The sequence below is a fragment of the Lacrimispora sp. genome, assembly GCF_031982545.1.
Taxonomy (GTDB): domain Bacteria; phylum Bacillota; class Clostridia; order Lachnospirales; family Lachnospiraceae; genus Lacrimispora.
In genome coordinates this window covers 163,755-180,851 of sequence record NZ_DALYXB010000007.1, presented here as the reverse complement: position 1 = coordinate 180,851, position 17,097 = coordinate 163,755, and the positions used below count along the sequence as shown (strand labels likewise).

The window sequence follows — 17,097 nt, the reverse complement described above, 5'->3', positions numbered from 1 at the left end:
ATGATTGTGTGATTGAGGAGGAGAGTATGAATCTGTTAATTTCAATTTGTGAAAATTTTCTAACACCGGCTAAGGTGATGCTGTATTCCCTTTCCAGATTTCATGAAGATGCTGATATTTATTTATTATACAGTTCATTGTCCAAAGAAGATATCAATGATTTGGAACTTTTTCTGATTAATAAGTGTAAAGCAAGGCTTCATCCGGTCTGTGCCTCTGGATTTTTTACCAATGTTCCGCTTTCCAGCAGGTATAAAAAGCCCGAATTATATTACCGTATACTGGCACCATATCTGCTTCCCGCAGAACTGGACAGGGTTTTGTATCTGGATGCGGATATTATTATCAATGGATCGCTGAATGAGTTTTACAATCAGTGCTTTGAAGACAATTATGCCTCTGCTGTCAGAGACCGGTTTGAAAATATCGATAAAGTGGTTAGGCTTAAAGAAAAGCTTGGATTAAATAAAGAAGATTCATATTTTAATTCAGGAGTCATGCTGTTTAATCTGGCACTGTTTCGAAAAGAGATTAAGCTTGAAGATATTATGGCTCTGATAGAAGAGAAGAGAGAAGCTTTGCGTTATTTTGATCAGGATGTATTAAACTGCCTTTTAAAGAATCATTTAAAGCTTTGCAGCCAGGAATATAATACCCAGACTTATCCCTTTGACCAATGTAGTCTCTCCGATATAAAAGATACTGCAGTTGTCATTCATTATACCGGACTCCCTAAACCATGGAGTCCGGATTATAACGGTACACTGGACTATTTATATTGGAAAAATGCATTGAATGCCGGATTTACCCAAGATTATCAGGAATATTGGGAGAAAAAATTTGGCAGTCAGGATCCTGAATTCACAATTGTTTGAACGTAAGCCAGCATTTCCTGTTTTGACTGGATCGTTTCCGCATGGTCAACCATATGCTTCTGTTCTTTTTCCGGCAGGGAAAAAAAGTAATTCATTGCCTGAAATTCTTCCAGTGCCAGCCCGAAGCCTACAGGCAAATCAATACCCTGAGTGTATTTTTTCATAGAGACCTCCTTGTATTATATAAAACAGATTATTTGTTATTATTGTATTTTTTAAAGTAACTATTCGGGAATAAGAAATAATTATAAAACCGGTTCATTTGAGGAATCATTATATACAAATACCAATCTCATATGAATCAGGAGGAGCTGAAATGTTATTTTTCGCTGTGCTTTTTATTACGTTAGCTTTAATCTTTTATACACTGGGAGTGTTCGGTGAAAAACTGCAAAAGATTTTAAAACCATGGCATCTTGTCGCTTTCTGGGCTGGATTTGTCTGTGATACTACGGGAACATCATTAATGAGCCGTCTTGCAGTTGGACAGAGTGCCATTAATTTTCATTCAGTAACCGGAATTGCCGCAATTTTACTTATGCTCATCCATGCAGTCTGGGCAACGGTAGTTCTAATACGGAACAATAAGGGTATGATGGCTGGATTTCATAAATTCAGCCTGTTTGTATGGCTGATCTGGCTGATACCTTATTTCTCCGGTATGTTTGCCCATATGATCAGGTAACAGAAAAGGAGGTACAATGATACTCAGTGCCAGCCGCCGGACTGATATTCCGGCTTTTTATTCTGACTGGCTGTTAAATCGTTTAAAAGAAGGGTATGTACTGGTTCCCAACCCAAGAAATCCTTCTCATTACAGCCGGATACAGCTAAGCCCGCATACCGTGGACTGTATCGTATTCTGGACTAAAAATCCCAAAGAAATGATATCTAAGCTTGACGTGATATCCGCTTTGGGATATGATTTTTATATCCAGTTTACTCTTACTCCTTATGGAAGAGATGTGGAGGAATATTTACCGGATAAAAAAGAATTGATTGAGGTATTTTTAAAGTTAAGTGCAAAAATCGGTTCCAATCGCGTTATCTGGCGCTATGATCCTGTGGTATTCACCGACAGGATGAATGTGGAGTACCATTTAGAGAGTTTTGAAAAAATGGCAGGTTTATTGGAAGGCAGCACAAACCGATGTATTTTCAGTTTCCTTGATTTTTATGCCAGGCTGAAATCCCAATTGCAAAATCTAGGAGTTCGTGACATACAGGAAGAGGACATGCTAAGGATTGGGGAAGGATTTTCAAAAAGTGCAAAAAAGCATGGAATCCAATTGTCCACATGCTGTGAATCTGTTGATTTAAGCCGATTTGGGATCGGTCATGCTTCCTGCATCGATGGGGACTTAATTCAAGAATTGACTGGCTGCAGCCTTCGTAAAAAGAAGGATAACGGACAGCGTCCCGGATGTGGATGTATGGAAAGTGTGGATATTGGCAGTTATGACAGCTGTGGGAATGGCTGCAAGTACTGCTATGGAGTTTATTCAAGAGAACGGGCCCGTGTAAACCGGGAGAATCATGATCCCCAATCCCCGGTTTTGTTTGGCTCTGTTCCTCAGGATGCAGTGATAACAGTAAGACCCGTAAAGTCCTTAAAGGATGGGCAGATGGATTTCTTTCATCTCATTTAACATTTAATTGACAGACATATCTATTACATTCGTTAAGTTAACAACTATCTGAAATTTTCTGACATTAAAATCATAAGACGAATGCAGCAAAACATATATTAAATAGGGCTGATTACCAGAAAGACAAGCTGGATCAGCCCGGGAACCTGAATTGAATTGGAAGGGGGGTTCAGATTCTGATCGACAGAAAACGAATAGCCGGAAAAAAATTCAGAATGCTGTCACTGAGCAGTAAATTTACATTGCTGATTCTTGGTGTTTTAATGGTACCCATTGGAATTTTTATTCTGCTGTTTTTTCATAATATGGAAGTGTCCTTATATAAGGATGGACAAACACAGATGATTTATGAACTGGATAAAAGCTGCCAGAATGCGGAGCAGATTGCAGTAAACTGTAAATTATCTTCTGAGATTATTGTAAATAATGAATCCATCAATGATTTCTTAAATCAGATTGCGTCCGATAAAAAATTTAGTTTTATGGACATTCTGGACTTTTATGGGAAAGAGATCAGCGGAGTGCAGAAGATTGTCAAAAGCAATCCTTATATATATAAGCTGAGAATTTTTGTCAACTCCAATACCGTGAAGGAGATTATTCCCCTTCTCTACAAAGAAGATAAAATTGCTGACTTAAAATGGGGCAAAGACGGGGTACCGCCTACAGGAACCTGGTGTTTTGATTATGAGGATGCTTTGATCCAGGCGGATGATTCGGACCATATTCCCAGAATCGCTTCCCTCATCACAAGACTCAATGATTACCGGTACGGACGGTATGGCATTGTGGAATCTGCGGTAACCATGGAAAATATGTTTCCCGATCTCTATCATTCAACCGTAACAGACAGAACCTGTTTTATTGATTCGGCCGGCATCCTATACAGCAGTCAACAGCTTTCCCCTCTGTGGGAAAAGCAAAAAGAAGATATGATGGATTTTATACATAGTCTGGAAGAATCAGATTCGCTTTCAGACGGTGCAGTCAGCAAAAGGACAAGAATTGGGGGAGAAGAGGTTTTATCCGGCTGCGTAAAAATTAAATCCATTGAGGGATACTTAATCCGGATTGTCTCCATGAAAAATGAAAAGATGGCACTTCGTACTTCGAAATTACAGTTTTCTCTTCTATGGATTATGATTCTCATCGTGCTGTTTTTATTTTCCAATAAGCAGGTAACTCATATATTAAGGCAGTTTTTTGAGATCTACGATACGGTTTATCAGGTACAGAAGGGGGATTTGAAGGTAAGAGTAAAGAATATGAGCCGGGATGAATTTGGAGAACTGGGAATTGAGCTGAATACCATGCTGGACCGGATACAGAAGCTGATGGATGAAACCCTGCACCGTGAGCTGCTTGTGAAAGATGCGCAGATTAAGGCATTGCAGAATCAGATCAATAATCATTTTATTTACAATGTATTGGAATCAATAAAAATGATGGCGGAAATCGATGAAAAATTTGAGATTGCAGATACTGTGGCTTCCTTTGGTGAGCTTTTGCGTTACAGCATGCGGTGGAAATCAGGCTACGTTATGGTGGAGGCAGAAATTGATCAGATCAGAAATTATCTGGCGCTGGTTAATTTGTGGTATGACGATGAAATCGGCTTAAGCATGGAGATTCCCCAGGAAATTCTGTGTCAGGAAATACCCAAGATGTCATTGCAGCCCATAGTTGAGAATGCAATCGGCCATGGGATGAGGGAATTTACAGAAGATACCTGCATCTATATGAAAGGAGAGATCATTGAAGATATCTGCTATATCCATATTACAGATTATGGGTGCGGGCTGGAAGAAGCAGAACTGGAAAAACTGCGCAAACGGCTGAGCGGAGAAATAGAAGATACATCCGGGCAGGAAAATGGAATTGGGTTAAAGAATGTTCATGACAGGTTACAAATTGGCTTTGGTCCGGATTATGGAATCGTTATTGATTCCAGGAAGCATGCTTTTACAGAGGTTACGGTAAAAATTCCATATCAGAAAAGAAAGAGGGGGATCACATGAATCATGTGCTGATTGCAGAAGATTGCAAAATTATAAGAAAAGGAATCTCTGCCATGATTGCGCGGTGCCAGGTTCCAATTGATCAGATAATCGAATGTAAAAATGGCCTGGAGGCACTGGAGATTATCCGGAACATGCCTATTGATGTTCTCATTACAGACATTCGAATGCCGGATATGGATGGAATTACATTGGTAAAAGAGCTGCAAAAAAGCCAGTACATACCAAGAATTGTTGCAATCAGTGGATATGATGATTTTTCCTGCGCTGTTGATTTGTTAAGATGCGGAGCCAGAGAATATCTGCTAAAGCCAGTAAAGCGGGAAGAGCTGAATTCAATTATGATGAAGCTGGAAGAGGAAATACAGAAGGAGCAGTCTGAAAAACGGGCAAAGAGGGCGCTGTGTTACAGTCAGATCAGGCGAATTCTTTTGTCTGAGAGCATTACCAGAGAGGAGATGAAAGAGGCAGAGCGGTTAAACTGGTTCAATGAGGAAACCTATTCAGTAGTAATAAGCAGCGGGACTCTTAAAGAGGCGGAAGATACACGGATATTTACATTCCCTGATGTGGAGGGATGTCAGGTGACATTAATGGCAGCAAAAGAAGTGAAGGATTATATTTTAAACTGGAGCAGCTGCTCAGACTATGGAGTCAGCGATCCCTTTCATGGACTTTTGAATTTAAGAAAAGCGTATGAAGAAGCCAGACAGCGGAGAATCCGTGGCTTTTGTATGCAGGAAAAAGAAGGGATAAGCAGTAAAAACTGTCTGATGCCCCAAAATGAAATGGAGTGTTTTGTTCAACGGATCGGAACCCAGAAAAACAGTAAAAACGAAGTGATTCTTCTGGAACTTGCAGAAAGTGTGAAAAAAGGAGAAGTGGAAGGATTACAGTTTCAGGATTTTATGAGTCACATTATTATGAGAGTCAGAGAATTTTACGGCAGAATCCTGGCAGAGGAAGAGATATCTCTGGAGAAACTCTGCCATATGCTGGAATTTAACAACATTGATGAGTACTGTACGGAAATCAGGCGGGTATTCTCCTGTATCAATGAGCGGGTGCTTTGTGAAAATGATGATTATAAAAGCCGCTTAAAAGTGGAGGAAGCACTGGCCTATATGAATGAAAATTATTCCAGAAATATTAACATGGCCATGGTCTCCAATTACGTAAACATGAATTACACCGTATTTTCCATTGCATTTAAGGAATACACCGGTGATAACTTTGTTAATTATTTACGAAAGATCCGGATGAATGAAGCAAAGCGGCTGCTGGCAGAAACTGATTGTAAGATCGGCGAAATCGGACAGATGACAGGGTATGAAGATCCCAAGCATTTCATGAAGACTTTTAAGTGGGTGGCTGGTATCACTCCCAGTGAATTCCGGAAAAATTTAAGAGTGAAAGATGGGAAAACTGAAAATATCACACCAAAAACGAAAATAGTAACATTTTAATCAAACCTTTTAACATCTACAATGGAATTGTAGCAGATAAATGCCCCAGGTCAGAAGATCTGGGAGAACATTGGGTGGAGGTTTATGAATGAGAAAGAGATTTAACAAGTGGTCTGCGCTGCTTACTGCTGGCGCTATGACAATGACCCTTCTTTCCGGCTGCCAGAAAGCAGCATCCACGGATGGAACCGGGCAGACAAGCAAGGCTGAGGAGACAACACAGACAACAGCACAGACGACAACGGCGGAAGAAAAAAAGGATTCGGCAGATGCCGGTTCCACACCAAGGAATGAGACTCTTTATTTCAACGGACAGCAGTGGGGGACAATTAATGACTGGAATCCGTTAAGCTCCAATTCAAACAATGCAATGGCAGTTACACAGCAGGATAATGCAAGGGTGATTGTATATGAGACACTTTTCATGTATAACATGCTGGATGGAAAACTCTACGGACTTCTGGGTAAGGATTATTCCTGGAATGATGGACAGACGGAGCTGACCATAACCTTAAACCCGGATGCCAAATGGAGTGATCAGACTCCGGTTACTGCACAGGATGTTGCGTACACCTTTGACTGCCATAAAAAATATGCCTCTGCACAGGGCAGTGATTATTCCAATTACATTGATTCAGTTGTAGCAAAGGATGATCACACTGTAATATTTAAGGCGAAGCTGGATGACAAAGGTCTTCCGGAGAATCCTTTAAAGGTTGTGGAATATGTTCCGAAAATTTATGTTATGCAGAAAGCTTATCTACAAAAAGTGGAGCAGCGTAATGGCAACGATGCAGACAAAATCAAACAGGATCGTATGGACGATTTCGTCGCTTCCGGACCTTATAAATCCTATTACAATGACGACCAGAAAGTTGTTTTTGTAAGAGATGATAATTATTGGGGAAAGGCCTTGTGGGGAAAGCTTCCCGCACCAAAATATATCACCCATGTAATCTATGAGAATAATGCCGCAGGAGATACTGCGTTTAAAGCCGGAGAGGTTGATGTTTCCCAGCAGTTCATCACCAATGTGCAGAAACTTTGGGAAGAAGATGGTCTGCCAATCTCCACCTATATTGATGAGGCACCTTACGGCGTCTGTGCCACCATGCCAACCGCTTTCTTTAACGTGGAGAAACCAGGACTTGACCGGAGAGAAGTAAGAAAAGCCATTGCCATGGCCGTTGATTATGATCAGATCATCGCTTCCGCCATGTCCAATCAGTCACCAAGCTTTAAAGATGTGCCCCGTTCCATTATGAATCCTACTTCCGGGGAACAGGCGCTGGTGAATCAGGATGCGTTAAAGGATTATCAGTTTACAGGCAATGATGTGGAAGGAGCGAAAGCTCTCTTAGACAAGGCTGGTATTGTAGATAAAGATGGAGACGGAATCCGTGAAATTGACGGCAAGAATCTTTCCTTTAAGGCCGAATGTCCGGATGGATGGACGGACTGGAATGCATCTTTGGAAATCGTTGCAGCAGCAGGAAGCAAAATAGGAATCGGAATTGAGACTTATTTCCCAGATGCCAATACCTTCTATGACGATATGACGACCAGGAAGTTTGATATCTGTATGTGGAGTCCGCCTGCAGCTTCTGTTGCAAACCCATGGGGCAGAGCTATGGCCTTTATGTCCACTGATTACGCCAATCTTAAGGTAAACTGGACTGGCAACTACGGCGGTTATATCAATGAGGATGCAAACAATCTGTTAAAGAAGATCCCGTTAGAGACCAATAAAGATACACTGAAAGAGTATTATACAGAACTGAGCAGAATTTACTTAGATGAGGTTCCTTCCTTCTCCCTGATGTACAGACCGATGGTGTTTCACGCAGTGAATGAAAGTGTATGGACCGGATTCCCACAGCTTGATGATGGTGATAACATTCCGCCAACAGACTGTACCGATGGTTACGGAATCGCAGCGCTTTATAATCTGGTGAATGTAAAATAAGAGGAATTACAAAAGGGGTGAGACTTTGATGGGATATAAAAAATATTATACCAATAAAATCATCTGGTATCTGATAACTCTGGTAATTGCTGTGGTGCTGAATTTTATTCTGCCCAGACTGATGCCAGGTGATCCGGTCTCAGCCATTGCAGCCAGGGCGGTAGACGGCATGACCGATTCTACCGCAATCCAGGCTGTATATGAGGACTATGCGGAGAAATTCGGTGTGAATCTGCCTATGAGCACTCAGTTTCTTATATTCATAAAGAATGCTTTAAGAGGTGATTTTGGAGTTTCCTTCAGCCAGTATCCCAGAACCGTTGGGAATATTATTGCTTCATCCGTATGGTGGACCGTCTGTCTTCAGCTTCCTGCAATTTTGCTTGGCTGGATTCTCGGTAATGTCCTTGGAGCGGTTTCTGCCTATAAAAAAGGTATATTTGATAAAGGAATTCTTCCTGCATTTTTATTTATGAGCAATGTACCGGCTTTTGGCATGGCAACCGTTCTTCTTTATGTATTTTCACTGAAGCTGGGTCTGGCTCCTTCCAGCGGAGGCTATGGTTTTGATTTGATTCCCAGTGCAAGCATTACATTTTTCCGCTCTGTTTTTGCTCATTACCAGCTTCCATTCTGGTCTGTTGTTCTCATAACGGTTGGAGGTCAGGCGATCGGAATGCGTTCCATGTCAATCTATGAATTAAATGCAGATTACGTAAAATACAGCCGCTTTATGGGTATTAAAGACAGAAAAATTGTGGGATATGTATTTCGTAATGCCATGCTTCCCCAGATCACAGGTCTTGCCATGTCCATCGGAACCATGATCGGAGGGGCGCTGGTTGCAGAAATCATCTTCAGTTATCCGGGTCTTGGAACCACACTGCTGGCGGCTGTCAAAGGAAGGGATTACCCCTTAATATCTGCCTGTACACTGATTATTACAATCATGGTATTACTGGCTAATTTAATTGTAGAACTGATTTACGGTGTCATTGATCCCAGGATCAAGGCAGCACAGCAGGATTAGGAGGGCGAGTGATGAAAAACCAGATCAGACAGATTTTCCATTCCCCTAAATTTACAGTGGGATTTATCATATTTGCAGCATTGCTTGTGTTAACCGTTTTTTATCCTTTGATTGTGACCAATGATCCTTTGGAGATGGTTGGACAGGGGAACTTTTTTAAACCGGGAACCTATATCTCAGTCTCGGAAGCGGTGAATACAAATCCATATACCTTAAATATAAATGCGTCATCTGGCAGGCTTGAGCAGAATTTAAGCATGGAGGAGCGTATGGCCATGGCTGACTGGCTGAATCAGTTCGCAGGTCTTTCTTCAAAGGAGATAGATGTAACGGACGCCGGGGGGCTTGTTTCGCTGTGGAAAGACCATTATGATTCTGCCAGTGAGCAAAAAGGTCTTATCGCCGCCAGAAAAAAGTATTTCAGCCGTCTTGACAAAAAGATTACAGGACTGCTTGAGAATAGTGATGTTCTTCTGGCTGAAAAGAATCAGGAGACGGGGGAAGTAGCGGTTAAAAAGACCATACCATCCACCTCTTATGTCAATGTTAAGGATGTAGGAAGCAGACGGGTATTCATTCTGGGGACAGATAATTTCGGACGTGATGTATTGACAGAGCTGGTCGCAGCGATTAAAACCTCTTTAAAAATAGGATTTATTGCAGGACTGATTGCCACAACCATTGGGCTTTCTCTGGGTCTGATTGCCGGGTATCTGGGGGGAGTCATCGATGATTTAATTTTGTTTATCACCAATCTGTTTACTGTAATCCCCAGCTTTATTCTTCTTATTCTCATTTCCTACAGCATAGGTAAAAATGCCAGAGGGGTGATGATGGTGGCGATTATTATCGGACTTACCTCATGGACCTGGACTACCAGATCGGTTCGTTCCCAGGTGATTTCTCTTCGAAACAGAGATCACGTGAATCTGTCGAAGCTTTCCGGGCACAGCCTGTTTCGGATTATTCTGACAGATATTCTTCCGTACATAGCATCTTACGTTGTAATGGCACTGATTTTACAGATTTCCTCCGGGATTCTTGCGGAAGCGCAGTTATCGATGATCGGGCTTGGTCCTGCGACAACGACGGTATCCACTCTTGGTCTTATGATGAACTGGGCGATGTCTTACAGTGCACATTTGAATGGGGACTGGTGGGCTTATTTTCCTGTCATCATTTCCATCGCACTGATTTCATTTTCCTTAAATCTGATGAATACGGGCCTGGATCAGATATTTAATCCGCAGTTAAGAGAGTGAGGAGGATAAAAAGTGGAAAAGACAATGCTGGAAGTGGATCATTTAAAAACGAAATATATTACCAGATTTGGAGAAAATGTCTTTGCAGTTGACGGAATATCGCTTAAAATAGAAGAAGGGAAATCTCTTGGAATCGCAGGGGAATCAGGCTGCGGAAAATCCACACTGGCACTGAGTCTGATGGGGTATTATTTTGCGCCCCTTCATTATCAGAGCGGAACCATAAAAGTGGATGGAGTGGATATAACCGGAATGAAGCCGGATGAGATCCGTAAGAAGATTCTTGGCAATGAAATCGCTTATATCCCCCAGGCTGCCATGAATGCCTTAAACCCCACACAGAAGATTATTTCTTTTATCGAAGATGTCATACGGGCCCATGACCCTGGTGCTTCAAAAAAGGAGATTTATGATCTTGCAAGGGAGCGGTTTGAAATTCTGGGGCTTCCGGAAAGCGTCTTAAAGAAACATGCAGTGGAGCTGTCCGGAGGCATGAGGCAAAGGACGGTCATCGCTATATCTACTATTTTATCACCCAAAGTACTGATTGCAGATGAACCTTCCTCTGCTCTTGACGTGACTTCCCAGAAGATGGTAATCAAAATGCTTCGGAACTTAATGGAAAAAGGCTTTATTAAATCCATGATATTCATTACCCATGAGCTTCCTCTCCTTTATAATGTTACAGATGAGATTATGGTAATGTATGCGGGACAGATCGTGGAGCATGCAACTGCGAAGGAGATGGTTTTCGATCCTCTGCACCCTTATTCCAAAGGCCTGATGGGTTCCATTCTGGTTCCGGAGAAGGGGGCAAGAGATGCCAAACTGACTGCCATACCAGGCACTCCGCCTAATTTAAAAAACCCACCCAAAGGCTGCCGGTTTGCTGATCGCTGCCGCTATGCCAGGCCTGCCTGTATGCTTCACCCAATTGCGGAAAGCCGCCTGGAAGACGGCCGGATGTACCGCTGCTATCTGGAAGAAAAGGAATTAAGGGAGGTATACCAGGATGAGTGAAGAAAAAAGGCCAGTACAGAACAGCTCCTGTTTAAGCGGAACTGGCGTGACGAAGATCTTTGGAATGGGGAAAGAAAAAACAGTGGCAGTGGATCATGTTGATTTCCAGTTTATGGAAGGTGAGATTGTATCGATTGTGGGTGAGAGCGGTTCGGGAAAGACAACTCTTTCTAAGATGCTGTTGGGATTAATCAGTGTCACAGAAGGGGAGATTTGCTTTCAGGGAAAGCCCCGTGACATAAAAGGCTATCGTAAGAAGAAAGAGTATTGGAGGGGAATTCAGGCGATTTTTCAGGATCCGTTTTCCTCCTTTAATGTATTTTATAAAATTGATCAGGTGCTTTTGGACTGCATTAAAATGAGAGGCGGCGCCAGACTCCCTTATGAGAAAAAGGTGGAGATGATGACGGAAGCCTGCCGTTTTGTCAATTTGAAATTTGAAGAAATGACCAACAAATATCCCTTTGAACTTTCCGGAGGTCAGATGCAGCGGCTGATGATTGCAAGAATCTTTCTTTTAAAGCCGGCGATTCTGCTGGCAGATGAGCCCACCTCCATGATTGATGCCTGTTCCAGAGCCACCATACTGGATATGCTGTTAAAGCTGAGAGATGAGACCAACATGACCATTATTTTCATCACTCATGATATCGGGCTTGCTTTTTACATTTCTGATTCCATCTACATAATGGAACATGGAAAATTTGTGGAATCAGGAACTGCAGAGGCTGTGATTCTCAATCCCAGGGCGGCATATACAAAACGCCTCATTAATGATGTACCCAAAATTCATGAAGAGTGGGACTTATCGACTGTCTGACTGCGGATTGGAAGGAGAATGTATGAAAAAAAGGGTAATAGACAAAGCATTTGTAATGCGAGTTGCTTCAGAAGAAACCTGGTATCCGGCAACGGTGCCTGGCAGCGTGTATGGTGATCTTCTGGACAATGGAGTGATAGAAGATCCTTACTGGCGGGACAATGAGTTAAAAGCGCTGGAGCTGATGAATGAGGACTTCGAATATGTAGGCGTTTTTGACGGAGATGACGAGATATTAAAGCAAGAAAAAGTATTCCTTCACTTTATGGGACTTGATACTCTGGCAGATATCTATTTAAATAACATCTCCATTGGCAGTGTAAATAACATGCACCGCCAATGGGAATTTGAAGTAACAGATGTAATAAAGCAGACAGAAAATAAGCTTCGGTTGGTATTTCATTCTCCCACCAGGTTTATTGAAAAAGAATATGAAAAGGATAAAATCGGTGGTTCCGAGGATGCCATGCGGGGCTTTTCAAAGCTGAGAAAAGCACATTGCATGTTTGGCTGGGACTGGGGTCCCAGACTTCCGGATGCCGGTATCTGGCGGGATATTTTCCTTACTGGTGTAACAGGCGCCAGTTTTAACAGTGTTTCGGTCAGTCAGCGCCATGAACCGGAAGGGGTTTATTTAAATTTTAAGGTTTTAGTCGGCCGAACTGGCGATAACCGTCTGCTTGATTGGGAGAACGATAACGAAGAGCTTTTGAAAGATGGTTATTCTTTGGACATTACGGTCACAGACCTTGCAGATAAAAGCCAAAAGAAGGTTCATGCCTTTGGTGGAAAGCCAGAAACGATTCTCATTGAAAACCCCAGACTCTGGTGGCCCAATGGGTATGGAGAGCAGAATCTTTATTCTGTACTGGTCCGGCTTTTGAAAAATGAGGAAGAAGTCGATACCTGGGAAAAGAGGATCGGTCTTCGTACGCTTACAATGAAAAGAACAAAGGATGAGTTTGGTGAATCCTTTGCTCATGAGGTTAACGGAGTCAGCTTTTTTGCAATGGGAGCTGATTACATTCCTGAGGACTGTATTTTAGGCAGATGCAGTGAGATGAGAACAAGGCAGCTGCTGACACAGTGCAAGGAAGCAAATTTTAATGTAATCCGGGTCTGGGGAGGCGGTCATTATCCCTTTGATGGGTTTTGGGATATCTGCGATGAGCTGGGACTGGTGGTGTGGCAGGATTTCATGTTTGCCTGCGCACTTTATGATCTGACAGAAGAATTTGAAGAGAACGTCCGAAGGGAATTAATTGATAATATCCGGAGAATCCGCAGTCACCCAAGTCTGGGACTCTGGTGCGGCAACAATGAGATGGAGATGTTTACGGATACGGAAATCTGGGGATGTACTCCCAGACAGAAAGCCGATTATATTAAGCTCTATGAATATATAATACCGAAAATTTTAAGGGAAGAAGATCCACATACCTTTTACTGGCCTGCCAGCCCCTCATCCGGAGGAAGTTTTGACAACCCCAACGATGAAAATCGGGGAGATGTCCATTACTGGGATGTGTGGCATGGAAACAAGCCTATTACAGAGTACCGCAAATTTTATTTCCGGTACGTTTCAGAATTTGGTTTTCAGTCATTCCCATCCATAAAGACAGTGGAGACTTTTACAGAAAAAGAGGACAGAAATATCTTTTCCTATGTTATGGAAAAGCATCAGCGCAATTCCACAGCAAACGGAAAGATAATGAACTATATGGAGCAGACCTTTTTATATCCCAGTGATTTTGATACCCTTCTTTATGCTTCCCAGCTTTTGCAGGCAGAGGCCATGCGCTATGGAGTGGAGCACTTTAGAAGAAACCGGGGGCGCTGTATGGGAGCGATAGTCTGGCAGCTCAATGACTGCTGGCCTGTAGCTTCGTGGTCGTCCATTGATTATTACGGAAGATGGAAAGCACTTCATTACTATGAGAAGCGGTTTTTTGCACCCCTTATGATTTCCTGTGAGGAAGAGGGAATACTAACCCAGGATACCAATCCCAACGCCCAGCCTTATGAGGTAATTAAATCCATACGACTGTGTGTGGCCAATGAAACCCGGGAGGATGAAAAGGTGACCGCTGTCTGGGAACTGAGAAAAAATACCGGAGAGATAGTAAAAGGCGGGCAGGAAGAATGTGTGGTTTCAAAGCTTTCTTCTCTGTGGTTTGAAAAGATTTCACTGCAGGATGCCAGTCTTTATGAGGATTATGTCAGCTATAAACTGCAGCAGAGGGGAGAACCCCTGTCCCAGGGAACGGTTTTATTCTGTCCGCCCAAACACTATCATTTTATTGATCCCCAGCTGACTGTACGGTCAGACGGAGAATATCTGATTGTGGAGGCAAAGGCTTATGCCCGCTCTGTAGAAATTCGTAATAAAGAGGATAATCTTCTGTTAAGCGATAATTTCTTTGATATGAATCCGGGAGAAAGAAGAGTCAGGGTTCTAAAAGGTCTGCCAGAGGAGATAACTGTGAGAAGTGTTTATAACATCCGATAACAATGAATGAAAAGAAGGGATAGATAAAAATGGATATAAAGAAATTGGTTGGGGAAATGACATTGGAGGAAAAAGCGGGACTGTGTTCAGGTGCGGATTTCTGGCATACAAAGACAGTGGATCGGCTGAATGTTCCGGCCTCTATGGTGAGTGACGGCCCTCACGGGTTAAGAAAGCAGGATGAAAAAAGCGATCATTTAGGTGTCAATGACAGTATAAAAGCAATCTGTTTTCCTACCGCATGCGCAACCGCTTCCTCTTTTGACCGGGAACTGCTTATAAGTCTTGGTGAGGCTTTGGGAGATGAGTGTCAGGCGGAGAATGTCAGTGTCATACTGGGACCTGCTGTTAATATTAAGCGTTCGCCTTTATGCGGCAGAAACTTTGAGTATTTTTCGGAAGATCCCTATCTTGCGGCTGAGATGGCAGGAAGCCATATTAAGGGCGTACAGAGTAAGGAAGTAGGTACCAGTTTAAAGCATTTCCTTGCCAATAATCAGGAACACAGGCGTATGACATCTGATTCTGTAATAGATGAAAGAACACTGCGGGAAATTTATCTGGCTGCTTTTGAGGGGGCAGTAAAAACTGGAAAGCCCTGGACTGTGATGTGTTCTTACAATAAAATAAACGGAACTTATGGTTCGGAAAACAGGCGTTATTTAACAGATATACTAAGAGATGAATGGGGCTTTGACGGCTATGTTATGAGTGACTGGGGAGCGGTGAATGACCGTGTTGCCGGAATAATTGCAGGGCTTGATTTGGAGATGCCTTCCTCAGGGGGAGTCAATGATGCACGTCTGGTGGAAGCAGTGAGAGAGGGACGGCTGAAAGAAGAAGTTCTTGACCAGGCCGTCACCAGAATTCTGACCATTGTTGACAGATACATAAAGAACCGGAAGCCGGAAACCGTATGGGATAAAGAAGCCCATCACGAACTGGCGAGAAAGATGGAGGGAGAGTGTGCAGTACTTCTGAAAAATCAGGGAATACTTCCTCTTTCTGATTCCGATGAGGTGGCATTTATCGGTTATTTTGCAGCCCATCCCAGATACCAGGGAGGCGGCAGCTCTCACATTAATTCTACAAGGGTAGAGTCCGCTGTGGAGGCGGCTAAAGACAAGGGGGTAATCTATGCCCAGGGATATGAGATCGATGCAGATCAGATGAACAATACCTTGTTAGAAGAAGCTGTTGAAGTGGCAAAGAAAGTAAAAACAGCTGTAATTTTTGCCGGTCTTCCCGATTCCTTTGAATCAGAGGGATATGACAGAACTCATATGGCTATGCCGGAATGTCAGAATGCCTTAATAGAAGCAGTGGCTACTGTTCAGCCCAATACAGTAGTGGTGCTTCACAATGGTTCACCAGTAGAGATGCCTTGGATTCATAAGGTAAAAGGAGTGCTGGAGGCATATTTAGGCGGTCAGGCAGTTGGCGGTGCAGTTGTGGACATTTTATACGGTGAAGTAAATCCAAGCGGAAAACTGGCGGAGACATTTCCGATCAAGCTGGAAGATAATCCGTCCTATCTTTATTATGGCGGAGAAAAGGATCGGGCAGAATACCGGGAAGGAGTATTTGTAGGATACCGGTATTATGATAAAAAGAAAATGGAAGTGCTGTTTCCATTTGGTCATGGACTAAGCTATACTACCTTTGAATACAGCAATATAAAGGCTGATAAATCCGCAATGAAAGATGATGAAACGGTGACCGTTTCTCTTGATCTTACAAACACAGGTAAGACAAAGGGCAAAGAGGTTGTGCAAATTTATGTAGAAGCACCGGATGGGCAGGTGATTCGCCCGGTGAGAGAACTGCGTGAATTTGCAAAGGTGGAATTAGAGCCTGGAGAAACAAAAACAGTAGCGTTTACCCTTGGTAAACGGGCATTTTCCTACTACCATGTGGAATTAAAAGACTGGTTTGTACAAACCGGGGCTTATCTCATACATGCAGCATCCTCTTCCAGAGATCTTCGTGAGATGATAAGTGTGAACGTTGAATCAACAGTAAAAGAACCGGTGGTTTACCATTTAAACAGCACCATAGGTGATATTTTGTCAGATCCGGATGCTGCAGAAATCATTAAACCTCTGATTGATCGTTATAAAAAAGGAAGTGCATTGGGAAATTCTGACGGAGATGCTGCAAAATCAGCAATTACACAGCAGATGGACGACGCCATGTTCCGATATATGCCTCTTCGCCAGATATTAAGCTTTGCGCCGGATGTCAGTTCTGTAAAAGAACTGCAGGAATTGGTAGACCGGATTAATAAGAAATAATTAATAAGAAAAGAGCGCTGATTGTTCTGAATGGACATTTAGCGCTTTTTTTTATGGGTCGTGACCCTGTTGAGCGCGCGAAGCGTGCGAAATATAAACCACCCGCTATGCGGGTGCGCGGTGTTTGTTACACAAAAAAATCACCTTTCCGTTATAATAAGGTTGTTCAAGCCAATTTATAACGAAAG

General features: G+C 42.6%; 13 protein-coding genes. 12 read left to right on the top strand and 1 reads right to left on the bottom strand.

Annotation, left to right across the window (positions count from 1 at the left end):
* Positions 1-26 precede the first annotated feature (26 nt).
* Positions 27-875 carry a glycosyltransferase family 8 protein gene (locus ABS301_RS13535; protein ID WP_349672708.1) on the top strand — a complete coding sequence of 283 codons (849 nt, stop codon included), beginning with the start codon at positions 27-29 and terminating at the stop codon, positions 873-875.
* Here the strand turns inward: ABS301_RS13535 and ABS301_RS13530 are convergent.
* On the bottom strand, positions 848-1,039 hold the full coding sequence (locus tag ABS301_RS13530) for a hypothetical protein (RefSeq protein WP_349672707.1): 192 nt from the start codon (positions 1,037-1,039) through the stop codon (positions 848-850). The two genes, ABS301_RS13535 and ABS301_RS13530, sit on opposite strands and share 28 nt — an antisense overlap.
* Positions 1,040-1,191: 152 nt before the next feature.
* Between ABS301_RS13530 and ABS301_RS13525 the strand changes: the two genes are divergently transcribed.
* The 11 genes from ABS301_RS13525 (at position 1,192) to ABS301_RS13475 (ending at position 16,909) form a co-directional block, all read left to right on the top strand.
* A complete protein-coding gene (locus ABS301_RS13525; RefSeq protein WP_349672706.1) occupies positions 1,192-1,560 on the top strand; it encodes an HsmA family protein in 369 nt (122 codons plus the stop codon).
* Between the two features lie 16 nt (positions 1,561-1,576).
* On the top strand, positions 1,577-2,524 hold the full coding sequence (locus ABS301_RS13520) for a DUF1848 domain-containing protein (protein WP_349672705.1): 948 nt from the start codon (positions 1,577-1,579) through the stop codon (positions 2,522-2,524).
* A gap of 215 nt (positions 2,525-2,739) precedes the next feature.
* Positions 2,740-4,542, top strand: a complete 1,803-nt coding sequence (locus ABS301_RS13515) for a sensor histidine kinase (protein WP_349672704.1) — start codon at positions 2,740-2,742, stop codon at positions 4,540-4,542.
* Complete coding sequence (locus ABS301_RS13510; protein ID WP_349672703.1) at positions 4,539-6,008, top strand: response regulator transcription factor; 1,470 nt, start codon at positions 4,539-4,541, stop codon at positions 6,006-6,008. Before ABS301_RS13515 ends, ABS301_RS13510 begins: the two co-directional genes overlap by 4 nt.
* 88 nt (positions 6,009-6,096) lie before the next feature.
* Positions 6,097-7,974: an ABC transporter substrate-binding protein gene (locus tag ABS301_RS13505; RefSeq protein ID WP_349672702.1), complete on the top strand. Its 1,878-nt coding sequence runs from the start codon at positions 6,097-6,099 to the stop codon at positions 7,972-7,974.
* Between the two features lie 28 nt (positions 7,975-8,002).
* Positions 8,003-9,004, top strand: coding sequence for an ABC transporter permease (locus tag ABS301_RS13500; protein WP_349672701.1), 1,002 nt, complete (start codon positions 8,003-8,005; stop codon positions 9,002-9,004).
* An 11-nt stretch (positions 9,005-9,015) separates the two neighbouring features.
* Positions 9,016-10,266, top strand: a complete 1,251-nt coding sequence (locus tag ABS301_RS13495) for an ABC transporter permease (RefSeq protein WP_349672700.1) — start codon at positions 9,016-9,018, stop codon at positions 10,264-10,266.
* A 12-nt stretch (positions 10,267-10,278) separates the two neighbouring features.
* Positions 10,279-11,286 (top strand): ABC transporter ATP-binding protein, encoded by a 1,008-nt coding sequence (locus ABS301_RS13490; RefSeq protein WP_349672699.1) that lies wholly within the window; start codon positions 10,279-10,281, stop codon positions 11,284-11,286.
* Positions 11,279-12,106: an ABC transporter ATP-binding protein gene (locus ABS301_RS13485; RefSeq protein ID WP_349672698.1), complete on the top strand. Its 828-nt coding sequence runs from the start codon at positions 11,279-11,281 to the stop codon at positions 12,104-12,106. Before ABS301_RS13490 ends, ABS301_RS13485 begins: the two co-directional genes overlap by 8 nt.
* A 22-nt stretch (positions 12,107-12,128) precedes the next feature.
* Entirely contained in the window at positions 12,129-14,615 is a 2,487-nt protein-coding gene (locus ABS301_RS13480) for a beta-mannosidase (RefSeq protein WP_349672697.1), read from the top strand.
* 29 nt (positions 14,616-14,644) lie between these two features.
* Entirely contained in the window at positions 14,645-16,909 is a 2,265-nt protein-coding gene (locus ABS301_RS13475) for a glycoside hydrolase family 3 C-terminal domain-containing protein (RefSeq protein WP_349672696.1), read from the top strand.
* Positions 16,910-17,097 lie beyond the last annotated feature (188 nt).